This window comes from Vibrio sp. NC2 (genome assembly GCF_025195005.1).
In the GTDB taxonomy this organism is placed as follows: Bacteria; Pseudomonadota; Gammaproteobacteria; order Enterobacterales; family Vibrionaceae; genus Vibrio; species Vibrio splendidus.
In genome coordinates this window covers 318,189-340,431 of record NZ_JANVFC010000001.1, presented here as the reverse complement: position 1 = coordinate 340,431, position 22,243 = coordinate 318,189, and the positions used below count along the sequence as shown (strand labels likewise).

At 45.3% G+C, this 22,243-nt stretch carries 17 protein-coding genes and 1 pseudogene; 5 read left to right on the top strand and 13 right to left on the bottom strand.

The genetic code is table 11. The annotated features are described in order from the left end of the window. The 6 genes and pseudogenes from NX845_RS01515 to NX845_RS01490 form a co-directional block, all read right to left on the bottom strand. Positions 1–288 (bottom strand): annotated as a pseudogene (locus tag NX845_RS01515) (phenylalanine--tRNA ligase subunit alpha); the annotation flags it as partial. 356 nt (positions 289–644) lie between these two features. Continuing rightward, positions 645–1,754 (bottom strand): GGDEF domain-containing protein, encoded by a 1,110-nt coding sequence (locus NX845_RS01510; protein WP_108203094.1) that lies wholly within the window; start codon positions 1,752–1,754, stop codon positions 645–647. A 238-nt stretch (positions 1,755–1,992) separates the two neighbouring features. Next, positions 1,993–3,225: a hypothetical protein gene (locus NX845_RS01505; RefSeq protein WP_229650150.1), complete on the bottom strand. Its 1,233-nt coding sequence runs from the start codon at positions 3,223–3,225 to the stop codon at positions 1,993–1,995. A 9-nt stretch (positions 3,226–3,234) separates the two neighbouring features. Then, positions 3,235–4,056, bottom strand: coding sequence for an outer membrane lipoprotein-sorting protein (locus tag NX845_RS01500; RefSeq protein WP_102453025.1), 822 nt, complete (start codon positions 4,054–4,056; stop codon positions 3,235–3,237). Between the two features lie 44 nt (positions 4,057–4,100). After that, complete coding sequence (locus NX845_RS01495; protein WP_260256421.1) at positions 4,101–6,647, bottom strand: RND family transporter; 2,547 nt, start codon at positions 6,645–6,647, stop codon at positions 4,101–4,103. Between the two features lie 120 nt (positions 6,648–6,767). Next, entirely contained in the window at positions 6,768–7,553 is a 786-nt protein-coding gene (locus tag NX845_RS01490; RefSeq protein ID WP_017074568.1) for a TetR/AcrR family transcriptional regulator, read from the bottom strand. A gap of 554 nt (positions 7,554–8,107) precedes the next feature. Between NX845_RS01490 and NX845_RS01485 the strand changes: the two genes are divergently transcribed. Both NX845_RS01485 and NX845_RS01480 read left to right on the top strand, forming a co-directional pair. Beyond that, positions 8,108–8,893 (top strand): hypothetical protein, encoded by a 786-nt coding sequence (locus tag NX845_RS01485; protein ID WP_102568869.1) that lies wholly within the window; start codon positions 8,108–8,110, stop codon positions 8,891–8,893. Then, positions 8,814–9,599 carry a hypothetical protein gene (locus tag NX845_RS01480; RefSeq protein ID WP_108214047.1) on the top strand — a complete coding sequence of 262 codons (786 nt, stop codon included), beginning with the start codon at positions 8,814–8,816 and terminating at the stop codon, positions 9,597–9,599. The genes NX845_RS01485 and NX845_RS01480 overlap by 80 nt, the downstream gene beginning before the upstream one ends. A gap of 173 nt (positions 9,600–9,772) precedes the next feature. Here the strand turns inward: NX845_RS01480 and NX845_RS01475 are convergent, their stop codons facing one another. The 3 genes from NX845_RS01475 to NX845_RS01465 all read right to left on the bottom strand — a co-directional run bounded on the left by NX845_RS01475 (position 9,773) and on the right by NX845_RS01465 (position 16,022). After that, positions 9,773–10,267, bottom strand: coding sequence for an outer membrane beta-barrel protein (locus NX845_RS01475; RefSeq protein WP_017088180.1), 495 nt, complete (start codon positions 10,265–10,267; stop codon positions 9,773–9,775). Positions 10,268–10,409: 142 nt separating this feature from the next. Beyond that, on the bottom strand, positions 10,410–14,507 hold the full coding sequence (hrpA, locus tag NX845_RS01470) for an ATP-dependent RNA helicase HrpA (protein WP_065681272.1): 4,098 nt from the start codon (positions 14,505–14,507) through the stop codon (positions 10,410–10,412). A 201-nt stretch (positions 14,508–14,708) separates the two neighbouring features. Further along, entirely contained in the window at positions 14,709–16,022 is a 1,314-nt protein-coding gene (locus NX845_RS01465) for a MipA/OmpV family protein (protein ID WP_065681271.1), read from the bottom strand. 81 nt (positions 16,023–16,103) lie between these two features. Between NX845_RS01465 and NX845_RS01460 the strand changes: the two genes are divergently transcribed. The 3 genes from NX845_RS01460 to NX845_RS01450 all read left to right on the top strand — a co-directional run bounded on the left by NX845_RS01460 (position 16,104) and on the right by NX845_RS01450 (position 19,289). Next, on the top strand, positions 16,104–16,604 hold the full coding sequence (locus tag NX845_RS01460) for a hypothetical protein (RefSeq protein WP_065681270.1): 501 nt from the start codon (positions 16,104–16,106) through the stop codon (positions 16,602–16,604). Positions 16,605–16,628: 24 nt separating this feature from the next. After that, a complete protein-coding gene (locus NX845_RS01455; protein ID WP_260256420.1) occupies positions 16,629–18,692 on the top strand; it encodes an alkaline phosphatase family protein in 2,064 nt (687 codons plus the stop codon). A gap of 147 nt (positions 18,693–18,839) precedes the next feature. Then, a complete protein-coding gene (locus NX845_RS01450) occupies positions 18,840–19,289 on the top strand; it encodes a TerB family tellurite resistance protein (protein ID WP_004734748.1) in 450 nt (149 codons plus the stop codon). A 33-nt stretch (positions 19,290–19,322) separates the two neighbouring features. Here the strand turns inward: NX845_RS01450 and NX845_RS01445 are convergent, their stop codons facing one another. The 4 genes from NX845_RS01445 to NX845_RS01430 all read right to left on the bottom strand — a co-directional run bounded on the left by NX845_RS01445 (position 19,323) and on the right by NX845_RS01430 (position 21,998). Further along, the gene (locus tag NX845_RS01445) at positions 19,323–19,760 is read right to left on the bottom strand and encodes a hypothetical protein (RefSeq protein WP_017077881.1); all 438 of its coding nucleotides are present in this window, start codon (positions 19,758–19,760) and stop codon (positions 19,323–19,325) included. Between the two features lie 2 nt (positions 19,761–19,762). Next, positions 19,763–20,488: a helix-turn-helix domain-containing protein gene (locus NX845_RS01440; protein ID WP_065681286.1), complete on the bottom strand. Its 726-nt coding sequence runs from the start codon at positions 20,486–20,488 to the stop codon at positions 19,763–19,765. Positions 20,489–20,929: 441 nt separating this feature from the next. Next, positions 20,930–21,625 carry a hypothetical protein gene (locus tag NX845_RS01435; protein ID WP_004734745.1) on the bottom strand — a complete coding sequence of 232 codons (696 nt, stop codon included), beginning with the start codon at positions 21,623–21,625 and terminating at the stop codon, positions 20,930–20,932. Between the two features lie 16 nt (positions 21,626–21,641). Continuing rightward, positions 21,642–21,998, bottom strand: coding sequence for an antibiotic biosynthesis monooxygenase (locus NX845_RS01430; RefSeq protein ID WP_004734744.1), 357 nt, complete (start codon positions 21,996–21,998; stop codon positions 21,642–21,644). Positions 21,999–22,243 lie beyond the last annotated feature (245 nt).

Genomic DNA, 22,243 nt, shown 5'->3' with positions numbered 1-22,243 from the left:
TAGGCTCACATCGATAGTTTCTTCAGCTAGTTTCGCTTCAAGCTCTGCACGTTGAAGTGCGTCTTTGCGAGCTGCGATCGCTTGTTGAACAGCACCTTTCGCTTTGTTGATCTCTTGACCAGCAGTGCGACGCTCTTCAGGTGGAAGTTTACCTAGGCTTTGTAGTTGAAGAGTGAGTTCACCCTTCTTACCTAAATACTGAACTCGCACTTCATCAAGTGCGACTAACGAATCTGCTGTATCAATAGCAGTCGTTGCATTAGCAATGATCTCTTCTAGATGTTGCATCATTTCCTCATCTACCAGTTGGTAGTGTCCGTATCGGATGATTAGTTTTTTTAGATAGCTACACATAGTAATCAAACACGCTACCAATGCCAAATTGAATCGCTAAAAGAGCAAGTTATTGACTAAAAACACGGCAAATTTAACAGGATATTAATGAGGAATAGGAAGAAGTGGAACAATTACCGGTTCCACTTGTTTATTTTAAAGTGAGTGGCACTCAAAAACTAAAGTGAACTAGGTTCTAGAATTAAAGCGAATAGCGCTCAAAAAATAAAGTCAGTAGCGCTCAAAGACTAAAGCGAGCGGTGTTCTAGATCTGAAGTGAACGGTACTCTCGATCTCGAGTGAACCGAGCTCTAAATCTGAATCGAACAAACGCTGTTTTTGCCTGCGTTTTTTGCTAAATAAACGGACTCATCGGCGGCTTTAACCAACTCATTCATGGACTCGAATTCTTGGGTTATTTCAGCTACACCGACACTAATACTGCCAATCCAAACTTGATTACTGGTTTCAACCTCTAATTCAGACACTTTCTGTCGAGTCGTTTCCGCGATGTGCATACCGCCTTTAAGATCGGTGTCAGGGCAAATAACGAGGAACTCATCGCCCCCTAATCGACACACAATATCGTCATTGCGAAACGCATTTTTCAGTTCACGCGAGAGAGTTTGTAGCACCAAGTCACCTGCATCATGGCCACTGGTGTCGTTAATGCGCTTGAAGTGGTCGGCATCAATCATGATGCACACTAAAGGCATGCCCAGTTCTTTGGAATCTTGCCAATGTAATGCTAACTGTTTAAAGGCACTACGACGGTTGGGTAATTTAGTGAGTGAGTCTGTTAACGACAGTTCTTCGAGTTTCTTGTTCGCTTGTTTTAACTCTGCCGTCCGTTCCTCAACTTTGTCTTCGAGTAACTGGTTGAAGCGTAACAACTGTTTGTTGCGTTCAGAGACCTGCTCAAATAAGCCTTTCAGAGCGGCTAATAAAGGGAGGGTTGACGAGTCTCGCTGCTTTTCTTCTGCCTCAAAGGCTTCTAGGGGTGTTGCGCCCTCTTCTACGGCGGCCATTTGTCGCGCCATGTTTTGATCAATGCCGAGGATGTGATAAGCAAGCCAATGGATCAAGAAATCCAGTAACTGCCGTGCTGACGACTGATCTTCTTCCAAGATGAAGGCTTGCATGCTGTAGATATCTCGCATAAATACACGATGCACTTTGATGTGCTCTTCAATGTGTAATTCATACACTCCACAATCTCTCATCAAAGATTCTTCTTCTTTAAAGTGAAATTCGGCATAACGTGTGAGATCGCGTAAAGCGACGCTCATGTCGTCTATAGAGATAGTATTCTCTGACAGCAGGTTTCCGTAGTGGTTGATAAAACCAACAAGGTATTGATGTTGTTCGTCTACGACGCCAATGCCTGTTTCAAAGTTATTATCCCAATTAAATGAATTCATAAATCCCTTAGGGCCGATACCACCAGCATGCTTCACATGCATATTCGGAGGTTATAGATACTGGAAAAAATATAACCATTTTACCTATAGGTTTATTCGATTGTTTGATCCACTTTATAAAAAGACGACTTTGAACATTCTAAATATGGCTCATCTTAAATTTGAGACGTTCCCCTCAACAGGAACGCCCCACGAAACCAATGCTAACTTTTCGGGAAATGCTAACTTGTTGTAAAGACTAAAAATAGTATTCCAACGCCAGTTCAACAAAGTCATCCTTACGAGCGAAGAACAACAAGTCTTCTGGGGTTTCGTTCTCAAACAACCAAGCGTTTAATCGCCACTTGAGATTGTTGTTGATGCGGCTTGATGCTTCCAACTTAGCACTGTAGACATCGCTGTTATCTAAGTCTTGAGTGATGCCTGTAAGTACTTCGGTGCCGTCTTCATCGTTCAAGGCGAAACGTGCCCCAAGGAACACATCGTTTTGACCGATGGTTTGGGCGTTGTTGCCTCGGCTGTCATACAGGTATTCCGCAATGAAGCCAATGTCCCAATAGGACTCAAGCGCTCCAACCCATGTGTATTCAAAGCCTGTTGCTACGCCTGTGTGGTTGTCGTAGCTGTCGCGATAAATGCTTTCCAGCTTCCATAACCAATCACCGATAATACCCTGCACATCGAGTCCGAAGTGCTGCATTTGCGCGTAATACGGCTTGAGTTCATTGCCTTCTACACGATAATAAGGGTCGCGATTTGTGCCGCCTAAGTAGCTTAAACCGACATCCCAATCACCGTACATTTGGCTATAGCGCAGTGCCACATCAACATGCTTTTCTTCTCTCGACGATTCGTAAAGCGCATCGTCCGATACAGGTACAGTCGGCCTTAAGCGACCGTCTTCCCCAGCGAAGGTACGCTCACGAAAATACGGCAGTAACATGGCATCGATGGTTCCCCAGTCTTTGATTGAGGTGAAGTGCACCATAGGCTGACCTAACTTCGACTCACCATCGACCGATTCAATGGCATCGGTTTGATTGACCACATCGACCAAATGCGCCGATTCGGTTACGCCCCAGAACACCTTGCCGACACCGGCTCGCAGTTCGTAGTCATCCCAATACGTGAGATACAGAGCTTCACGAACGTCGCCATGGGTTCGCTCATCGTCTTCGCTGTCTAGGCGGTAAAACGGCGTGAAGGTAAAGCTACCATTGCCCTCTTGTTGTTCCCAATAAAACTCTGGTTGTAACACCAGCGAGCTTTGCCCTTTATCTTGCCCTTGCAAGCCGTCGCTAAAGAACTGCCTGTGTTCAAGGTTAACCTGCCCTGCGAGCTCCGGGGTGACCTGTTCTACGAATTCAGAGCTAAAACCAGCCGCAACACATGGCAACGACACCTGCATAAGCCCAACTGTCGCTGCCAAGGTTAAAGATAACTGCGTTCCTGTTAACACAATCCTTTTCATATTCTTGCCTTACTTTGCACGTTTGAGTGTGTTTTTCTGGAAATCTTTGTCCTTAAGACCTGTCTGGAAGGCTAAGTCTGTCGTGGTTAGTACCGTGCTCTTGCCTGTTTGGTGGTTTTGCATCGACATAGTGTGCGCGCGCCAGTATTGGTTTAGGTATTGTTTGTAGTCTTGGAACGAGAGGGTTTTCAGCAATGCGCCTTTACGGTCGTAAAACTCAACCTGAACAGGGCGGTAATATTGTTGGTCTAGCCATACCTTCTGCATGGTGTAGCCTGAGTTTTTGTCGGTCGGAACTTGCTCCAAGACAAAGGTATCGACGCCTTCAATTTTGGCATCTTCAATGTAGTTAAAGGTGTACTTTCCTAACTCGAACGAGCTCAAGTCTTCGTAAGCAAATTCACTGCCCATAAACGGGCCCGATTTGTTGCGCGAAGAGATGCGTTTTACGCGTTTCAACGCAGGCAAGTACAGCCATTGGTCATCCGATTTAGAGATGTGTGAATGGTTCAAAAAAGCCGTGCCTTTTACGTCGCGTGGCTCATCAAAGATGGTCAGCCCTTTATCGCCATCGTCATCCACTTCTAACGACTTCAATCGCATTAGACGCGAGCTGCTTTCACCTTGTTTGTTGCGAAGTAGCATTTCCATGGTCGCAACTGAATCGCCCCACCCTAGATCAACGGCTTTGCGTTGCTCGGCAATTTCTAAGCCTTTCGCAGGGTCTGCTAACACTGGGAAAGCCGCGAATGCGCCGATTGTTAACGTGCCGACGGTTAATGAGCTGACGGAAAGTAATGTGGTAACGAATGATTGTTTAACGCTTTTCATAAATTTCTCCTTGAGTCAGCCCACCGCAGCAGGCTGACGATTCCTTATTTGGTTGAAGCAGACAGTTCGCCGGCTGGGTTAGCTTGCGCTGTTTTAGATAGCTCTGTTTTAGATAACTCGGCTTTAGACAGCTTTGATTCGTGCTGAGGTTTATCTGAATAGTGCGTCTGTTTGTCGAAGATCATCAGCAGGCTTGGAAGCAAGATGAAGTCGACTACTAACGCAATGAAAATCACAATCGCGCTGAGCAAGCCCATATCGGAGTTGAGTCTGAAACTCGACATCGCCAGCACTGAGAAACCAGCCACAAGCACGACAGTTGTGATCCACAATGCGCGTCCAACGGTGTGGAAGGCGTAACGCACCGCTTCTTCCGCTGATTTCCCTTCCATTCTGGCGCGTTGGTATTTACTCAAGAAGTGCACTGCATCATCGACCACGATACCCAGTGTGAGCGTGACCACGACTGACAGACCCAAGTTGATTTCACCAGAGATAAGCGCCCACAAACCAAAGCCGATAATCGCTGGGGCAATGTTTGGCACTAGGCTGATTAAACCTAAGCGAACCGAGCGCAATGCAAAGATCATCAGGCCAGAGATAAGTACTAAGGTGATAGGCAGAGTTGATAGCATGCTCGCCATGTTGGTTTCGCCTATGTGAGCAAACATCAGTGACGGACTGGATGCCACCACTTCATATTGCGGCGCGTTGGCTGCAAACCATGAGTAGATGCGTTCTTCGAGTTCCACCAATTCCACGCTGCCTAGGTTGTCGACCGTGAGTACCATTTTGATTGATGACTTATCGACGTTGATCTGGTTGTTCAAGTCCAAACCATAAGGCAGAGACATCTCGTAAAGCAGTAGGTATTGCGCTGCTAACTCTCGGTTAAGCGGCAATTGATAATAGCTGTCGTCATCGCCGTGCATGTTCTTGTTCAAACGCATGTAAACATCGGAAAGCGTGGCCACATGGTCGGTTTCTGGTTGAACACGTAGCCAATCGGTAAAGTCACCAATCGCTTGTAAGAACACAGGATCAGCAATCGCTTGAGATTCATTGGTTTTCACCGCAATACTGATGGTCGTCATGCCGCTTACCGTCTCTTCCATGAAATCGGCGGCTTGTCTGAATTCGCTTGAGGTATCGAAATACTTCACCGATTCATCATTCACTTTGTTCAACGGAATTAACGCCGCAGCCCCAACGATTACTAGAGTAGAAATAGGTAACAGTGCTTTACGGTTGGTTACGACAAAATCACCGAGCTTATCCATAAAAGTGACTTTGCTTTCTGCGGCTTCATTTGTTGGCAGAGTTTTCACTGGCAAGAGTTTTAATAACGCAGGCAGCATGGTCACAGATAGGAAACACGCGATGATCACGCCCAATGCCGACAAGTTACCGAAGTCTCGCAATACGGGAGAATCCGACATGTTCATCATCAAGAAACCAACCGCGGTGGTCACCGAAGTAATCAGAATTGGCATCGCGTTCAGCTTGATGCTGTATTGAATGGCTTGTGCTTTCTCCATCCCGCGCTGCATGGCTTGTCTCATGGTCACGATTACGTGAACACAATCGGCAACGGCAAGGGTTAATACCAATGTAGGAACGTTGACCGTTGCAGTACTTAGGAACATCCCTGCCCAGCCAGACAAACCCATGGTCGCGACAATCGAAGAGATAATCACAACTAAGGTAGCCACCACGCTAAAGAATGAGCGCAACATAAAGGTTAGGAACACCAACACAACTAGCAGCATTAATGGCACCAGTGTTGAGCTATCTTCTTGAGCCGAAGTCATAAAGGCGTTGTTCATGGCAATGATGCCCGCTTTATGGAATTCAACATTGGGATATTGTGCTTCATAGCGGTCAATCATGGCGTTGATAGCCGCAATGACTTCTTGTACTTCCGCCGTTTTGTCCACTTCGGGCAATTGCACCGTCACGTTAACAATGGTCACGTCGCCAGAGGCCGATACTAAAGCATTCTTAAGCAGTGGTTCGTTGAGCGCGATCTGTTTTACTTTGGCGATCCGCTCTGGCGTGTGCTCGTATTCTTCGTACAGCAAGTCTTCCACTAACAGGTCATCTTCAACGGCTTCGGTATGCTGATAATTGGCAAGCGAATCGACACGGCTTGAGTACGGGATCTGCCACGCATCGACCGTGAGGTTTTGAATTAGGGTAAGAGTTTCTGGAGTGAAGACATTGCCATCTTCAGGTGCGACGACAATCGCGAGGTTGTCGGTTTTCGCAAAGGTGGTTTGGATTTCATCGAACGCCATCAACTGTTTGTTGGTGCCTTCGAAGAAGATATTGTAGTCCCCTCTAAAGTAGAGGTTCTTTGCCCCTAATGCAGAGAGCATGATGATTGAAAAAACCACCAGCAGAACGATAAACGAACGCTTGGTCGGTATTGAGTGCCAACTGTTATTTAGATCCCCGTTTACGCTATCGACATTACGGTTATCTCGATTTTGGTGATCGAAAGCGGGCTTCTGGCTGTCATGTTCCATCACAGTCTCCATTTGTGACGATTCGTCATAGTTGTGTCTTAAAAAGCCAGCCGAAGCTGACAAAAGACACAATTCTTAGTCATACACTCAAGAAAACCAAAACAACACTAGGCAAACTTAAGTTTATGACGAATCGTCACTAATGGTTATTAATAAACCCACATAGGTGGGTTTAGTTGAAGCTTATCGACCTACTGACTCTAAGTAAGCGACTTCTTCACTGAACAGTTCTTGTTCTACACGGCGCCAGGTTTTACGGTAATCCCAATCACTCGAAAGGGGCTGCCAGTTGAGGCCGTCTAAAATCATGTTCGCGTTATGTAATACTGAATACGGGTCTTGTAACCGCTTGATACAATGACTGTTTGAAGCATTCTGAGACAAAGCATTTGAACCAAATGCGATTGACCAGTTGGCGAATACGATAGCATCTGAACCCACGCCAGAAGAGAACTTTAGGTCACCGGCTTCTACTGCTTGATTGACGAGCAGATCCGCTTGTTCGATAACGATCTCTTCTAATTGATTCATCTCGGCCACGCGTGCACTGGAGGCTTTCTCTAGTACCCATGGGCTTTTCGCCATAATCGCGCAAGTTGATAATACCGGTTCCATACGAGCATAAACTCGGTACGCAACGTGCAATGCGACAATCTTTTCGCGTGAGTTGCCTTCAAACTCTCCAGAACGAGCAAACAACAATGCCTCAGACTTTAGAGAATGAATACATAACGCTAAAACCACGTCTTCTTTACTGCAAAAGTGATTGTATATCGTACCTTTAGAATAAGAGCTTGCCGCCGTTAGCCTATCCATCGTCAGGTTTCCGAACCCTTGTTCTCGAACCAGATCTTTTGCTAACAACATCAATTCTACTTCTCGGTCGGCTATGGATTGCTGCTTCTTAGACAGCACCGCCTTGCAACCAAAGATACTTTGTTTATCGCCTTTACAACCAAAGCCAAACATAATTTTTCAGTCCGTATTTGAGCTTAGCTATTACCTAAGCTTAATCAGCATTTAAAACGCTCCTGTCCAATATATTAACACGAATAGTAAATTCATGTGGTTAACCATTTTATGACGCTCCGTCATTTCTGACTTATCGTCATAATAGCGCAAATATTGATCATATCAAGGTGTTTTATAAATTAAATACAACTTATGAATGGATGGATAAATAGGTCAATAAGTAGATAAAGAAATCATCAACAGTCACTAGAGAGGAAAGATAAGCGCTTTCATGGAGACAACACGAAAGATTAGAAGCTCATGCTTAACGTTAATAGACCACGTTATTTTAAGCCTTGGTGCAGAATCAGACCCAAAAAAGACGCCCGTAAACCCCATCTTTAGCCACCTTCTGACCTAGAATGAATGAGTGTAGGCTTACTTTTTGGGGCAGACCTCTCCTTATGGTCAATATTTGGCTTACTAATGTCGTTTTCTGTTAAGTTGCTATAAATTCGGTAAGGGGTGACTTACAATAGTGACAACGACTTACCTTTTTTGAGAACACGATATTGAGCGCCAAATATTCTTATTTAGCTTGGCAAGTGAATACTTCTAGCCCAGCAGAAAAGCTGGTTTTATTGATGCTTGCAGATGGTGCTGATGAATTCGGTTACACCAATGTGTGCCTACAAACGGCAGGTCAGCTTTGTGCTCTCTCTACGTTTGGTTTAGCCGACTGCCTTAAGTGTTTAGTCGACCAAGGTTTCCTCGATAAGGTGAAAGTAGACTATCGAGATAAGAAAGAGATTCACGTTTTCAAAATGCTCATTGAGCAAGAGCAAGCTGCGGCGCACGTTGAGGTTCAACCGACCAATAGTATTCCGGTCTACTCTACTGCACCTGCACCTGCACCTGCACCTGCACCTGCACCCAAGTTTCAGCCTGCTCCGGCGCCAATGCAACACATGCAGCAGGCCCCTCGCCCACAAGGTCGAGGCTCAATGAACAGCAACACCGTCTCTACTCATGATCTCAACGAAGAAGAGATACCATCATGGGCAGAACGTGCGTTTAAATTCTCCGGTTTGACCGGTGACCATAGTTTAGTATGGAAGAAATTTGTCCTCTGGTATAAAGCCAAAGCCAATGAATTAATGCCATTATCTCGGATTGAATCCAAGCTGCAGTACTGGCTAGTTAACGAGAAGCAAAATGAAAGACAACAACAGCAGAAGACCTCTCAATATTCAGGAAATGCAGGACAAGCTCAAGGAAATGGGTATAGACAAAAGCTTAGCCCATCTGAACGCTTCAGGCAGCAGCTCATTCAAAAAGGCAAAAAGCCAACCTTCTGAGCCAGCTCAACCTGTTGTACCTGACACTACCGTGCAGCCTAACGCACCTGAAGTGATTGAAGCACAAAGTACAGAAGTAAAAGTAGCGACACCAAGCGCTGCGGGCTCTGGTGCGTCTCAGCAAGTGCCTGTTGTTGATCAAGATCCAGCAGAGCTTGAGCTAACCGATTGGTGTATCCATGTGTTCGGTTCTTTCTTGAGCGTGTACGAAACTCAGTGGGAATACCAATACGGTAGTGAACCGAGCGGTAAGTTTCTTGAGTTCGCCCACTCTGTTGACTCAGACGGCCTTAACCGCGTGCTAATGCACTGTCATGAACGTATTCAACTTGGCAACAGTTGGCCGCCGCAAATGGGTGAGCTTTGGATCCTTAAAGATTCTTTGACTGAAGAAGAGCTGCTTGATAGCCGTATTCGTGTGTTGTCGCGCGCAGCTGTTAACAACATTGAAAAATGGCTAATCCAAAACAAACTGTACGACTTGAAGCGCACGGCTGAAAACAAGCTCGATGGCCTGTTTAAGAAATACTATTTGGAAGCAAAGCGTTTAGATGAGAAAGGCATGCTGGAAACAGAATTGCCGCAATTCCTGCTTGCCGCTAACTCAGTGAAGAACTTGAACGATTTGAAACGCGAAGAGTATGAAAGCCAACACGGTAAAGCGATTAACCCAAGAATCCAGAAGATTCTAAACAGCAAGAAATAGCGCTGCTCGCTTAACTTATACCGCTTAAGTCAGCGACATTACTATTCTACAGATGCAAAAATGCCAGCTATCAAGCTGGCATTTTTTATGAATTCTTACGAACTCTTTAACGAACATCCATCATTAACTGTAAGTAAGTGACTAACTATCAGCTCGTCACTCACTATAAACAATTACAGTAGGTGGATAGTTGCGTTTAGAGAGAAGACGCCAGAGTCGTCATCTTTCATTTTGAAGTTTTGGTAGCTAGCGCCAACAGATAGTGGACCAAAGATAAAGTACTCAGCGCCAACTGCAAACATTACGTCCACATCGTCTTGCTTAAAGTTATCGCCTTTCACTTCGTATGAGTGAAGACCACCTTTCGCGTATACGTGTAGAGGACCGAAATCGATGCTTGGTTTAATCGCTAGGTAAGCTGTGCTTACGTCAACGCCTTGTTTAGCACGGTTACCGTAGCTAACGTTGTCGAAAGAACCAAGATCCCAGTAACCAGCTTCAACACCAATTAATGGAAGGATACCAGTACCCACGTGGATACCCATCGCCGTTTCATCTTCACCAGCAAATGAGTTTTGACCACCCATTACGCCGCCGTACAACCAAGAATCAGCCATTGCTGTTGAAGATGCACCTAGCAGTGCTAGTGCCAATAACGTTTTTTTCATATTCGACCTTTTCGTCCTAGTGGCAGGCCTTGCGTGGTAATAAATTGCCACCAAGTCGCCCTTTTTGTAGTAACTATTTAATTAGTATAGCAATAAGCAAGATTTATACCCAAACCTTGCCATTGCGTCTAGTTTTATTCCTTTAGCAAGCATCAATCGCGTTTTTAACACGCTTGTCTGATACTGGGTAAGGCGTACCGAGCTGCTGTGCGAAGAAGCTTACACGAAGCTCTTCTACCATCCAACGCACCTCTTTTACATTTTCTGGAACCGCGATCCCTTTTGGGATTTTATTCAGCAGCTCTTTGTAATCATTCATTACTGACTCAACTTTGATCATATGCAAGCGATCTTTGTTCGGGTCAATCGGCAGTTTTTCCATGCGGCGTTCAATCGCTCTCATATAGCGTAGAATATCCGGCAGGCGTTTCCACCCACATTCTGTGGCAAACCCCTTAAAAATCAAACCTTCTACCTGAGCTTTTATGTCAGAAAGTGCGAATGCCATTGAAAGATCGACACGTCCTTTGAGCTTCTTACTGATGCTGAATGCAGTAGTTAGGATGGTTTCAACCTGTTGAGCAATCTCAACAACGCTGTCGCCCAGCTCTGCACGTACGTGTTCTTTCAGTGCTTCAAACTGCTCTGGTTCCCAAACTAAACCGCCCTTCTCTTCAATCAGCTTATCAATGCCACAAGCGATACAGTCATCGATAAGATCGAGTACCTGTCCGTATGGGTTGAAATACAAGCCAAGTTTCGATTTGTTCGGCAAGTTAGAGTGCAAGTATTTGATCGGCGATGGCACGTTCAACAGGATTAAACGACGCTGACCCGATTTCATTGCCGAGATCTGCTCTTGCTCGGTTTCGAACAATTTGATCTCTACGCTGTCTTTAGAATCCACCAGCGCTGGGAAGGCTTTAACATCGTAGCCGCCGCGTTTCTGTTGGTAGACTTTTGGTAACTCACCAAAGCTCCACGTATGCAGGTTTTGCTGTTCGATGTCATCGTCTGCCACTTTAGAAAGCGTTTCTTGAACCTTGTCTTTCAGGCTCTCTTTCAATTCATGCAAGTCTTTCTGTTCTTTAAGCTTACGCTTGCGATGATCTACAGCGCGGAATGTTACCTTTAAGTGCTCTGGGATCTGGTCTAACTTCCAGTCATCACGTACGACTTCCACACCTGTCATGCGGCGCAGCTCTTTTTCAAGAGAATCCAACAACGGTGCTTCAAGTGGTGTCACACGAGCCAAGAACGCATCGGCGTAGTTGGGCGCAGGCACAAAGTTACGGCGTAGCGTTTTAGGTAGCGACTTGATTAGGCTAATCACCAACTCCTGACGTAAACCTGGGATCTGCCAATCAAAACCGTTTTGATCAATCTGGTTCAAGATAGGCAGCGGAATGTGGACCGTTACACCATCGTTGTCGTCGCCCGGCTCAAATTGGTAGCTCAGCTTCAGCTTGATACCATTTTGGTGCCAGAAGTTAGGGTAATCCAAATCAGTAACGTGGCTTGCATCACCGCGGAACAGCATCGACTTTTCGAAGTTAAGCAGCTCTGGTGTTTTCTGGCTGGTTTGCTTCCACCATGTATCGAAGTGACGGCCTGAAACAGCCTCTTCGCCAACACGTTGGTCATAAAAGTCGAACAGTTCATCATCATCGATCAAGATGTCACGACGACGCGATTTATGTTCTAGCTCTTCCACTTCTTGCAGGAGCTTACGGTTTTGTTTGAAGAAGGCGTGTTTGGTTTCCCACTCACCTTCAACCAAAGCGCTGCGCACGAACAATTCACGGCTGACAGTGGCATCAATCGCACCGTAGTTCACTAAACGTTTCGGGATGATTGGGATTCCGTAAAGCATCACTTTTTCGTGTGCCATTACTGCCGCTTGCTTCTTCGACCAATGTGGTTCGCTGTAGCTGCGCTTAATCAGGTGTTTTGCTAGTGGTTCAATCCATTCAGGCTGAATCTTCGCGATAACACGACCCCAAAGTTTTGAGGTTTCCACCAGCTCAGCAGACATGATCCACTTAGGTTGTTTCTTAAATAGGCCAGACGCAGGGAAGATATGGAAGCGTGCGTTACGAGCACCTTGATACTCATTCTTCTCTTGGTCTTTCATACCGATGTGCGAAAGCAAGCCTGATAGCAGTGACATGTGAATGCCATCGTAGCTGCCCGGCTCTGTGTTCAGCTTAGTATCCAATTCACGCATCGCTTGGTGAATTTGGAAGTACACATCTTGCCATTCACGGATACGTAAATAGTTCAGGTAATCTTGCTTACACTGTTTGCGGAACTGGTTACTCGACAGCTCTTTTTGTTGCTGCTTAACGTAATCCCAAAGGTTCACAAACGTGATGAAATCTGACTCTTTATCGAAGAAGCGTTTGTGCTTATCGTCAGACGATTGTTGTTTGTCTGATGGGCGCTCACGCGGATCTTGAATCGACAATGCAGAAGCAATTACCATCACTTCATGCAAACAGCGGTTACTTGGCGCTTCAATCACCATACGAGCTAAACGTGGATCAATCGGCAGCTTAGCGAGCTTGCGACCAATAGCGGTTAGCTTCTTCTTGTCGTCGCCATGATTCTTGTTTTTGTTCGCAGCCGGTTCAGCTGTTGCGATCGCACCCAACTCTTCAAGCAGCCTTACACCATCTTGAATATTACGTTTATCTGGCGCTTCAACAAATGGGAATGCTTGAATGTCGCCTAAGCCTAGCGCAGTCATCTGAAGGATAACCGATGCTAGGTTAGTACGAAGGATCTCAGGGTCAGTAAACTCTGGGCGTGATTCGAAATCTTCCTCAGAATACAGACGAATACAGATACCTTCAGCAACACGACCACAACGACCTTTACGCTGGTTCGCACTCGCTTGAGACACTGGCTCAATCGGTAGGCGTTGTACCTTGGTACGGTAGCTGTATCGGCTGATACGTGCCGTACCCGGGTCGATGACATACTTGATGCCCGGAACCGTTAACGAGGTTTCTGCCACGTTGGTTGCCAGAACGATGCGTCGACCAGTATGAGACTGGAAGATACGGTTCTGTTCGCCAGCAGAAAGACGCGCGTACAGCGGAACAATCTCAGTATCACGCAGGTTACGTTTACTTAAAGAATCGGCAGTGTCACGAATTTCACGTTCACCGTTCATGAAGATCAAGATATCGCCTTGGCCTTCGTCACACAGCTCATCTACCGCTTCAAAGATACCTTCGATTTGGTCACGATCTGAATCACTTTCATCACCACCTAGTGGGCGGTAACGCGTATCTACAGGGTACGTTCGACCTGATACTTCAATGATCGGTGCATTGTTAAAGTGCTTCGAGAAGCGCTCAGGATCGATGGTCGCTGATGTAATGATAACTTTAAGATCAGGACGCTTCGGCAGAAGCTCTCTTAGGTAACCCATGATGAAGTCAATGTTCAGGCTACGTTCGTGGGCTTCATCGATAATGATGGTGTCGTATTGGCTTAAGAAACGGTCGTGCTGAATTTCCGCCAGTAGAATACCGTCGGTCATCAATTTGATTTGCGTGTTATCAGAAATTTGGTCGTTAAAACGAACCTTATAACCAACAAAATCACCTAGCTGTGTTTCCATCTCTTCCGCAATGCGGTTGGCAACTGAACGTGCCGCAAGACGACGAGGCTGAGTGTGACCAATTAAGCCCATGCGGCCACGGCCAAGCTCAGAACAAATCTTTGGTAACTGAGTGGTTTTACCCGAGCCCGTTTCGCCGGCCACGATAACCACTTGGTTTTCAGCAATGGCTTTCGCAATGTCATCGCGCTTTTGGCTAACTGGGAGAATCTCTGGGTATTCGATGGTTGGTTTGTGCGAGGCACGCTGATTTGCCGTCATCATAGACTTGGCAATATCTAACGCAATCTCATCGAAGACAACGTTCTTGGATTGTTCGTTTTTAATTCTACTCGCACCAGCAATTCGCTTACTCAGACGGAAGCGATCGCGCATCATACATTCGTTGAGCGCTTTACGAAGAGAAGCTGGGCTATTTTGAGATGCTTTTGTATTGGCTGCTGAATGATCAGCAGGTGTAGCTTTTGGTTGATTAGTGTTTGGTTGTTTAGCTTTTAAATGCTTAGCAGGTCGGTTCGATGCAGGTTTGTTCGATTTCGCTTCGTTCTTTGGAGAACTCGGCTGTGCTGCATTCTTGTTGTTGTCTGCTTTTTCCGGAGACGAAGTCAAAGCGTGTCCTATTCTTGTACTTATTAAACTCGCGCGATTATATCACAAGTCTCAAACAAAAAAGCCTGACAGCAAAGGGAAAACCTTTTGCTATCAGGCTGATTAATCTCGCTAACACTCGCAGGAGCTATAGAAGCGAGGTCAAATGTAAGTCGTCTGTATAAAAACGGTGATTAGAAATCGTATCTAAAAAAGCCGCTTTTAGAACTCGTACTGGAAGTAAACCGTGTTGTAGTTACTGCCGCCTTTGATACGCCCGAACTGGGATGCGTTTTCAAAGATCGCAGAACGGTGATGCAATGAGTAGCCGAACCATAAGTTGTTCAAGTCATTCTTACCAATCAAGTCGCCGACGTTCACATCGAATGAGAAGTCTAAGTAGTTCAACAGATGGCTTGCTGTGTAACCTTTGCGCTCCATCTCAGATCCTTCGATATACGTAATCGAATCGATGTAAGACATACCTTCTGCCACACCTACACGCCACTGAGTTGGCCAATCAAAGGTGTAGTACGCTTTGATTGCGATGATGTATTCAGTGCTGCTTGATTGAACGTCTGAACTCCAGTGATGCGCAATACCTGGCGTTAGGTAGATGTCCAATGGGAAGCCGAAGATCTCATCGGTTAACGGGTGTCCATAGAAGAACGAGGTCAACTGGTTGTTGTATTCGTCTTTCTCTGTGTTGAACTTCATGATGTCGCCAATATTGGATGGCGTTGCCCAGCCGTGGGCGACACGTAAATACGGCGCATTGCTCAGCTTAGGTTTCGGCGCTTTCTCTTTGTCGTTAAAGAAACCAAAGCCAAGGTACAATTCACCTTGATAACGGTCTTCGACTATCGACGAATCGTAGGCATTATCGTCTAATCGAGTCACACCGGTTGAACCCAATAAGTACAAGTTTGAAACCACATGATAACGCGCTTCAACACCGACATTCAGATCTACACCTGCACCAATGGTTTCATTAGACGCTGAGTAATACTCGCTATTGAAGTCAGCACTTTTGTAACGAAGTGTCGCACTTGGGTAAAACTCCCAATCTCCGGTTTCATACTTGGCTTTAGCTCGTAAGTTACCGTGGAGGTTGAATTCACTGTCGCTCATTAATTCCGTCTCGACAGACCAAGGACCATCAAGTTGGTAGGTCAGTTGAGCACCGAAGTCCGCCGTATCACCCTCAATTGCGTTCTGTTCAGAAGCTGGGATATCAATAAAACGCATGCGAGAGATAGCATTAAAAGACCATTTCTCGTCATCTGTTTGATAGAGGTAAGCCCCCATCTCGGTACCATCAATGAACACATAGTCGTTCTTGAAAAACAGCATCGGCACGAATGAGTTAACCGATTGGTCACCACCAGACGTGTCATAAGGGATGCTCGCAGTACGGAACATTGCAGCGATGCCCCACTCTTGCTCTTCAGCAGCCCACGCATTAGCACTTAGGAAAGCGCTACTTAGTAAAACCACTCCAGTTGAAGTGAGAGTCGGTAAATATTTGAGCTTCATTCTTATGTAATTACTCTTTGTAATAAATAATGTGTTACTGAATAGACATTTATTAACCATGACGGCTAACTATTTTTAGGTTTGATCGGCATTGACCGTTACAATGTAGAATATTCTCGGTTAAATGAAAGTATTGTGAAAGTCTCCGAATTACAAAACATTATAGATCAGTTACCCAAAGATTCCGATCCAGATATTGTTATGGGTGATGCGTGGCTGCCCGAGCGTTTGGTGGATACCAACCTAGACGGCGACATGCTATTTCTTGAATTCGATAATGCCCCTGAAGACAATCAAGGGGATGAAGAAGGCCGTGGCTTTGTTGAGCACGAGATTGCTATGATTCGAGAAAAGCTCGAACTGTTGTTAGACGAGCCTTCCGATACCAAGACAAAAGCAGATGCTCTATTGGCAATATTTCTAATGGGTCATGAACTTTCTAGCTCGGAAGTTATCGAAATACTTGAATCAACAGAGCTTGAATCAACAGAATCTGACTCAGTAGAACTTGAAGCATCAACGCTTGAAACCACAAAGCCAGACACGAACAAGCTCGAAACAAAAGAACACCACGACGACTAACCACCAACGATTTTAGGTACCGTATTGAAACCCTCTACGACATCATCTCTTCCCCTGTTACTCGCCGGACCCATTTTAAGAAAAACCACCGCGACTGAAGTGGTACTTTGGTTAGCCACCAGCTCGCCCCTTATTGGCCGGGCTGATCTTTATATTCGTGAAACTGTGCATAGTCGAGAAACAGGCTTTTCGAACGAAAAAGAGCATTCAGAACCAAAACAAGACCAACCGTTTTACACCTCATCGCTTGAAGAACATGATTCGATTCAAATCGGTACGCATGCGTGGGTAACGCTAATTCGCTTACAAGGCGAGTTTCCGACTAATACGCTTCTTGAATATGACATTCACACAGAGTCAGGTTCACTAAAAGAGCTCGCCCCTCACCTTGTTTACAACGGTAAATCTCGCGTTGAGTTTAAGATATCGACCTCGGCTGATTACATTCTTCATGGATCTTGCCGTAACCCGCATCATCCAAGCAAAGACAGCCTAGTCGCAGCCGATAACAAGGTAGCCGATCAAAGCGTCGCTGAAAGACCCGACATGCTGATGATGAGCGGCGACCAGATCTACGCCGACCATGTGGCAGGGCCAACACTTGATGCTATTCAGCAAGTGATTCAACTGCTTGGCCTTGTAGGTGAGAGCTTACCTACTGACTCACAAATTAAGCAAATCAACAGCAGTGACGCTCTGTATAACAGTGAATACCACTTATATCAGCGTCATCACTATTTGCCGCACCACACCGCTTCAGAATCCACGCTCGATAAGTTCTTCCCGAATCGTGGCGTGCCGATTTTTAGCTCTACCGACTGCGAAAACCACTTGGTCACGCTGTCTGAGTTTATCGCGATGTACTTGTTGGTTTGGTCTCCCACACTGTGGCAATGTGTAAACCGAGAGCGTTTAATCGAGAATAACTTCACGCAAGGTGGACGCCAATTAACACCGACTGAGCAGCAACAGTGGCGTGATGAAAACGTCATCATGGATGATTTCATTGCAGGCTTACCGCAAGTGCAGCGTCTGTTCGCTCATATTCCGACTTACATGATCTTCGATGATCACGATGTTACCGATGATTGGAACCTTACCGTGGGTTGGGAACATGCTGTCGACCAAAACCAGTTCGCCACTCAAGTCATTGGTAACGGCCTCGCGGCCTACTGGATGTGTCAGGGTTGGGGTAACAAACCGGAGAGCTTCGACGAAACGTTTATCGAGCAAGCAAAACAGCTTTTTGTCGATCAACCGCTCATTACTAAACAGCCGCGCATTAGTAAACAAACTCATAATGAAGCCGGCAATGCAGTGACTATTCACTCTGTTAGCAATATCGAGCCAGACAAGCATCAAGCTTTTATTGAGATGCTGAGTCGCTTTGAAGAGTGGCATTACACAATAGATACTTCACCCAAAGTCATTGTGTTGGATACTCGAACGCGTCGTTGGCGTTCCGAGTCTCGCATGAATAAGCCTTCAGGTTTGATGGACTGGGAAGCCTTGATTGAGTTTCAACATCAGTTAATGAATCAAGATAAGGTGGTGATCGTTTCTGCTGCACCGATGTTTGGCGTGAAGTTTATTGAAACACTGCAAAAGATGGCGACCACAATCGGCAAGCCATTAGTGATTGACGCTGAAAACTGGATGGCGCATCCGGGCAGTGCTAATACCCTGATCAGTATCTTTACCCATACCAAAACACCGACCAATTTCGTGGTGCTTTCTGGTGATGTTCACTACTCCTTTGCTTACGATATCAAGCTTAGGTATCGTCGCAACAGTCCGAACATCTACCAAATCACCTGCAGTGGCATTAAAAATCAGTTCCCTGCTTCGCTGCTTAAATTCTGCGATGTATGGGACCGCCTGTTATACAGCCCTCGCTCAGTTTTGAACTATTTCACGAAGCGTAAGCGCTTAAAAATCGAGAAGCGAAGCCCTGATAATCAGACCTTCTATCGCCTTTCAAACCGCAGTGCGATTGGGGAGTTGAGGCTAGACACTGATGGGAAACCGCAATCGATCACGACACTCAGTGGCGACGGAAAAATTACACGCTTCCCTGAACCTGACTAAGAAAGTGCGCCTTATCGTTCACCTATCCGTAATGTCAGTTTTTAGTAAAGACGCTTGCGATCACACTCTGTAGACCCAATAGTTATAATTATAGTTAATAACTATCAGCGTTACGGAACCCGATACAAATTTTAACTGGAGCTCGTTATGTTCAATTCTCTCACATCAATGTTTAAACAATTGATTGAAGGCCAGGACCTAAGCAAAAACCAAGGAACATCACCTAATGTCGCCATTGCGAGTTTATTGTGTGAAGTCGCGGGAGCCGACCATCAGATCAATGAATCAGAAAGAGTTGCTAAGCTACAGCTTCTGCAACGTTTGCTGGATTTAGACGAAGAACAAGCAAAGGTGCTGCTAGAGCAAGCAGAACCGAAAGTAGAGCAATCAGTCTCGCTGTATGACTTTACATCGCAACTCAGAGACCTGTCTCAGCCAGTGCGAATCGACTTAATCAAAGCAATGTGGGAAGTGGCGCACGCAGACGGAGAAATCGACCCTATCGAAGATTCTGTGATCCGTAAAACAGCGGAGCTGCTCTACGTTGACCACAGTGACTTTATCAAGACTAAGCTGAACGTACTCGGTAAAAGCTAACCAAAGGCTCTCTACTAGCATTAAGCCTCTGTATCAGCGTAATCGATCGCCATGCATGATGCCTTTGAGCTCTAACGGCGTGCCCTTCTTAGTGACATAAAGGCCGCGCTGATTCGATACCAACACACTGCGCTTGCCTTGTGTTTGTTGAATGTATAAGTGCTTGATATTGAATGTCTGCTTATCTTGGGCCTGATCCTGGTCCAATTGATAAAGGTAGTAGTGATTCCCCCAGCGCAAGAATACACCAAACATCTGCTTAGTTTGAGCGACATTCCCATCCATGTCATAACCAATGTACTGCATTTTGACTCGACCATTTTCCAATCGGAGCGAGATTCTCTCCCACCCGACCATCGGGTATTCCGCAGAAAATCGATAGGTACTTTTGGTTGCGAGCCCAGAGATTAAGCCTACATTTAGAATTACAAACAGCGTCAATAAGATAGGCATCCAAAACTTACGATTCATACTTATTGCCCTCGCTCATTGTTATTGTCGCCTTCGCAAGAGACAGTTTTAAACTGATGGCTTATCTCTTTCCAATGTCCATTTATCAATGCGACGGCTTGGATATTCTGACACCCAACGCCAATGCGATGCAGATAGAGCGAATCAACACCGAGCTCTGACACGGCATCCAACTCTTTTATGACGGCTTCATCAAAATTCAAACTATCGTGATAAACATCCATACCTCGGTAGGCACTCTTATCTATAAAAAATGCAAACTGATAAAACAGCATGAGAAGAAGCGCGCTGACTACAATTCCGGCAATACGAGATTGGTGACGAACAATAAAGTGCTTCGCCTTGAACTGACGTGATTGTGGATCCTGTTGCTTTGATTGCCCAGCTTGTTGGTTCATGCCTGAAAGCTTAAACGGTGGCGGTGATGTTAACTCATCGACGATGGTGGTTTTCTCTGAAACGATGCCAGCTTTCTCTGAAAACGCAGCTTCAACATGCGCTTCAGCGGTAGGTATTGGCATCGATAAATAACTACCGACCTGTTTCAAACCATTGAAGCTGTACCCTTCCTTTTGAACCGTTAAGATTTTGCAATCACACTCAAATGAATTTAATGCCGTGCGAATGTTCTTAACCGCGACATTAAGTGAACTGCCCGTCACAACCCTGCCCGGCCAGCAATGCTCAAGTAAAAAGTCTCGACCAACGGCTTTTGGGCTGTTCTTCACTAGATGCTCAAGAATCAGGCCTTCTGAGGGGGATAAGGTGACCCGCTTACCAGATTCCGAATCAATGAGTGTGTTATTAATCAACTCGATGCCCGAAGCGTCTAAGGTGATTTTTTCATGGCTATTGGCGTTCATTTCGGCGAGGTGTTCATAAATAAAAAGGTCATCAAAAAAGTGTTTGTTTGGTCGAACTAATAGCAAACCATACATAGAAAAGAGTAGTGATAAGTTTAGCCAATAATTAAGCTAAATATAAGCTCAGCGAGTAACAATATAAGCTCAGTGAGTAACAATATAAAATAACAACAAGGTGAGTCAGTCACGTAAACTCACTCACCTTTGAACATAGCCAAGGTTTAACTCTAAACTGGTCATGGCCCTATATTAAAACCTCGTCGTTACGCAATCTGAAAACGAGGTCACAATTCTGTTCTATCGAAATTAGAGTTCCAGTTTGAATCCAAGTTCACTTACCATAACTTCAGCGAAGCCTAACTTTACTGCATTCAACTGATTGGCAACTTCGCGCGCTTGCTCTTCGTTTTTAGCCAATATTGCCATTGAATAGACTGGCCTGATCATCGCTTTTTGGTTTGGCTTCTCTTCTGCTATTTCTTGATGTTTTAAGTAAGCAGACGTAATCACACCTTGAGCACTCCAATCGACAACCATTTGTAAATCTTTGCTAATAACCTCATCGACAATGAATTGATTCTCTGGCTCTTTCCAAGCAAGTTCTACTGCGTAGTTTGTGAAAGCGACGTCCGTGTTTAACCACTTATTACCGATGTCTCTGATTTCAGTCACCTCTACAAGCTCTTTAAATTGGAATGGTAAGTTACCAATCAAGTCTCTAACGTGCTGCTCACTGTCCGCTTCAATCACAAACTTAATCATCGGAAACTTTTTATCCCCAATAAAGCTTTGTGATACGAACATATCGTGTACCAAGCCCGCATCAATCAGGTTGGCAAATGCTTTTTTCTGATGAGGCATTGCCTCAAATACGGCTTGGGCGTCATCGGTTTTCCAAGCCACTGACACGCCGTATGCCGCTGCGTGGGCATGGGTTGAAAAAAGAATGGCTGAAAATAGAAAGCTAAAAATAGCTAAAAAGGTTCCTAGAGTTGTTTTCATTATGGTGGCTTCCTAATTAGTCGCGAATAATTTCATACAAGTTAGGGTCAGCAGAAACCCCTTCAATTTTTAAAGGTGGTAATTCTTTTCTCATCGCCTGTATCGCATCATGGAAATGCTTTTTGCTTTCCCACTCTGCAACATTAATAAAACGGTATGTCGCATCCGAGCTTAACGAGCGGTGCAATTTGGTAGAGATATATCCTGGTTGCTTCACCAATACGTCTCGCGCATCTTCCCAATACGTTAACGTAGCGGCTTCATGGGCTGGCTCGACTGAAAAAGTGTTTATCAATACAACGGGTTGTGCCGAAACCAACGCACTTACGCTTAGCGCCCCCAGTGCCAATCCATACTTAATAATGTTCTTCATCCTATTCTCCTTGTTTTGGGTGAGCTAACGCTACCACCTAGCCCTACCCAATCAAGGTCGAGACCTAAGATTTAATATTAATTAAAAAGCTAAATTTCAAACGAATATTATTCACTCGTAAAATAAGCGATGTAGCCATTCACTATTGATAAACCACTTGTTGAAATTAGGTTTCTTGGGATAGTCATTGCCCTCAAATAACAGGCACAAAAAAACCACCTAATAAGTAGGTGGCTCTTCATTTT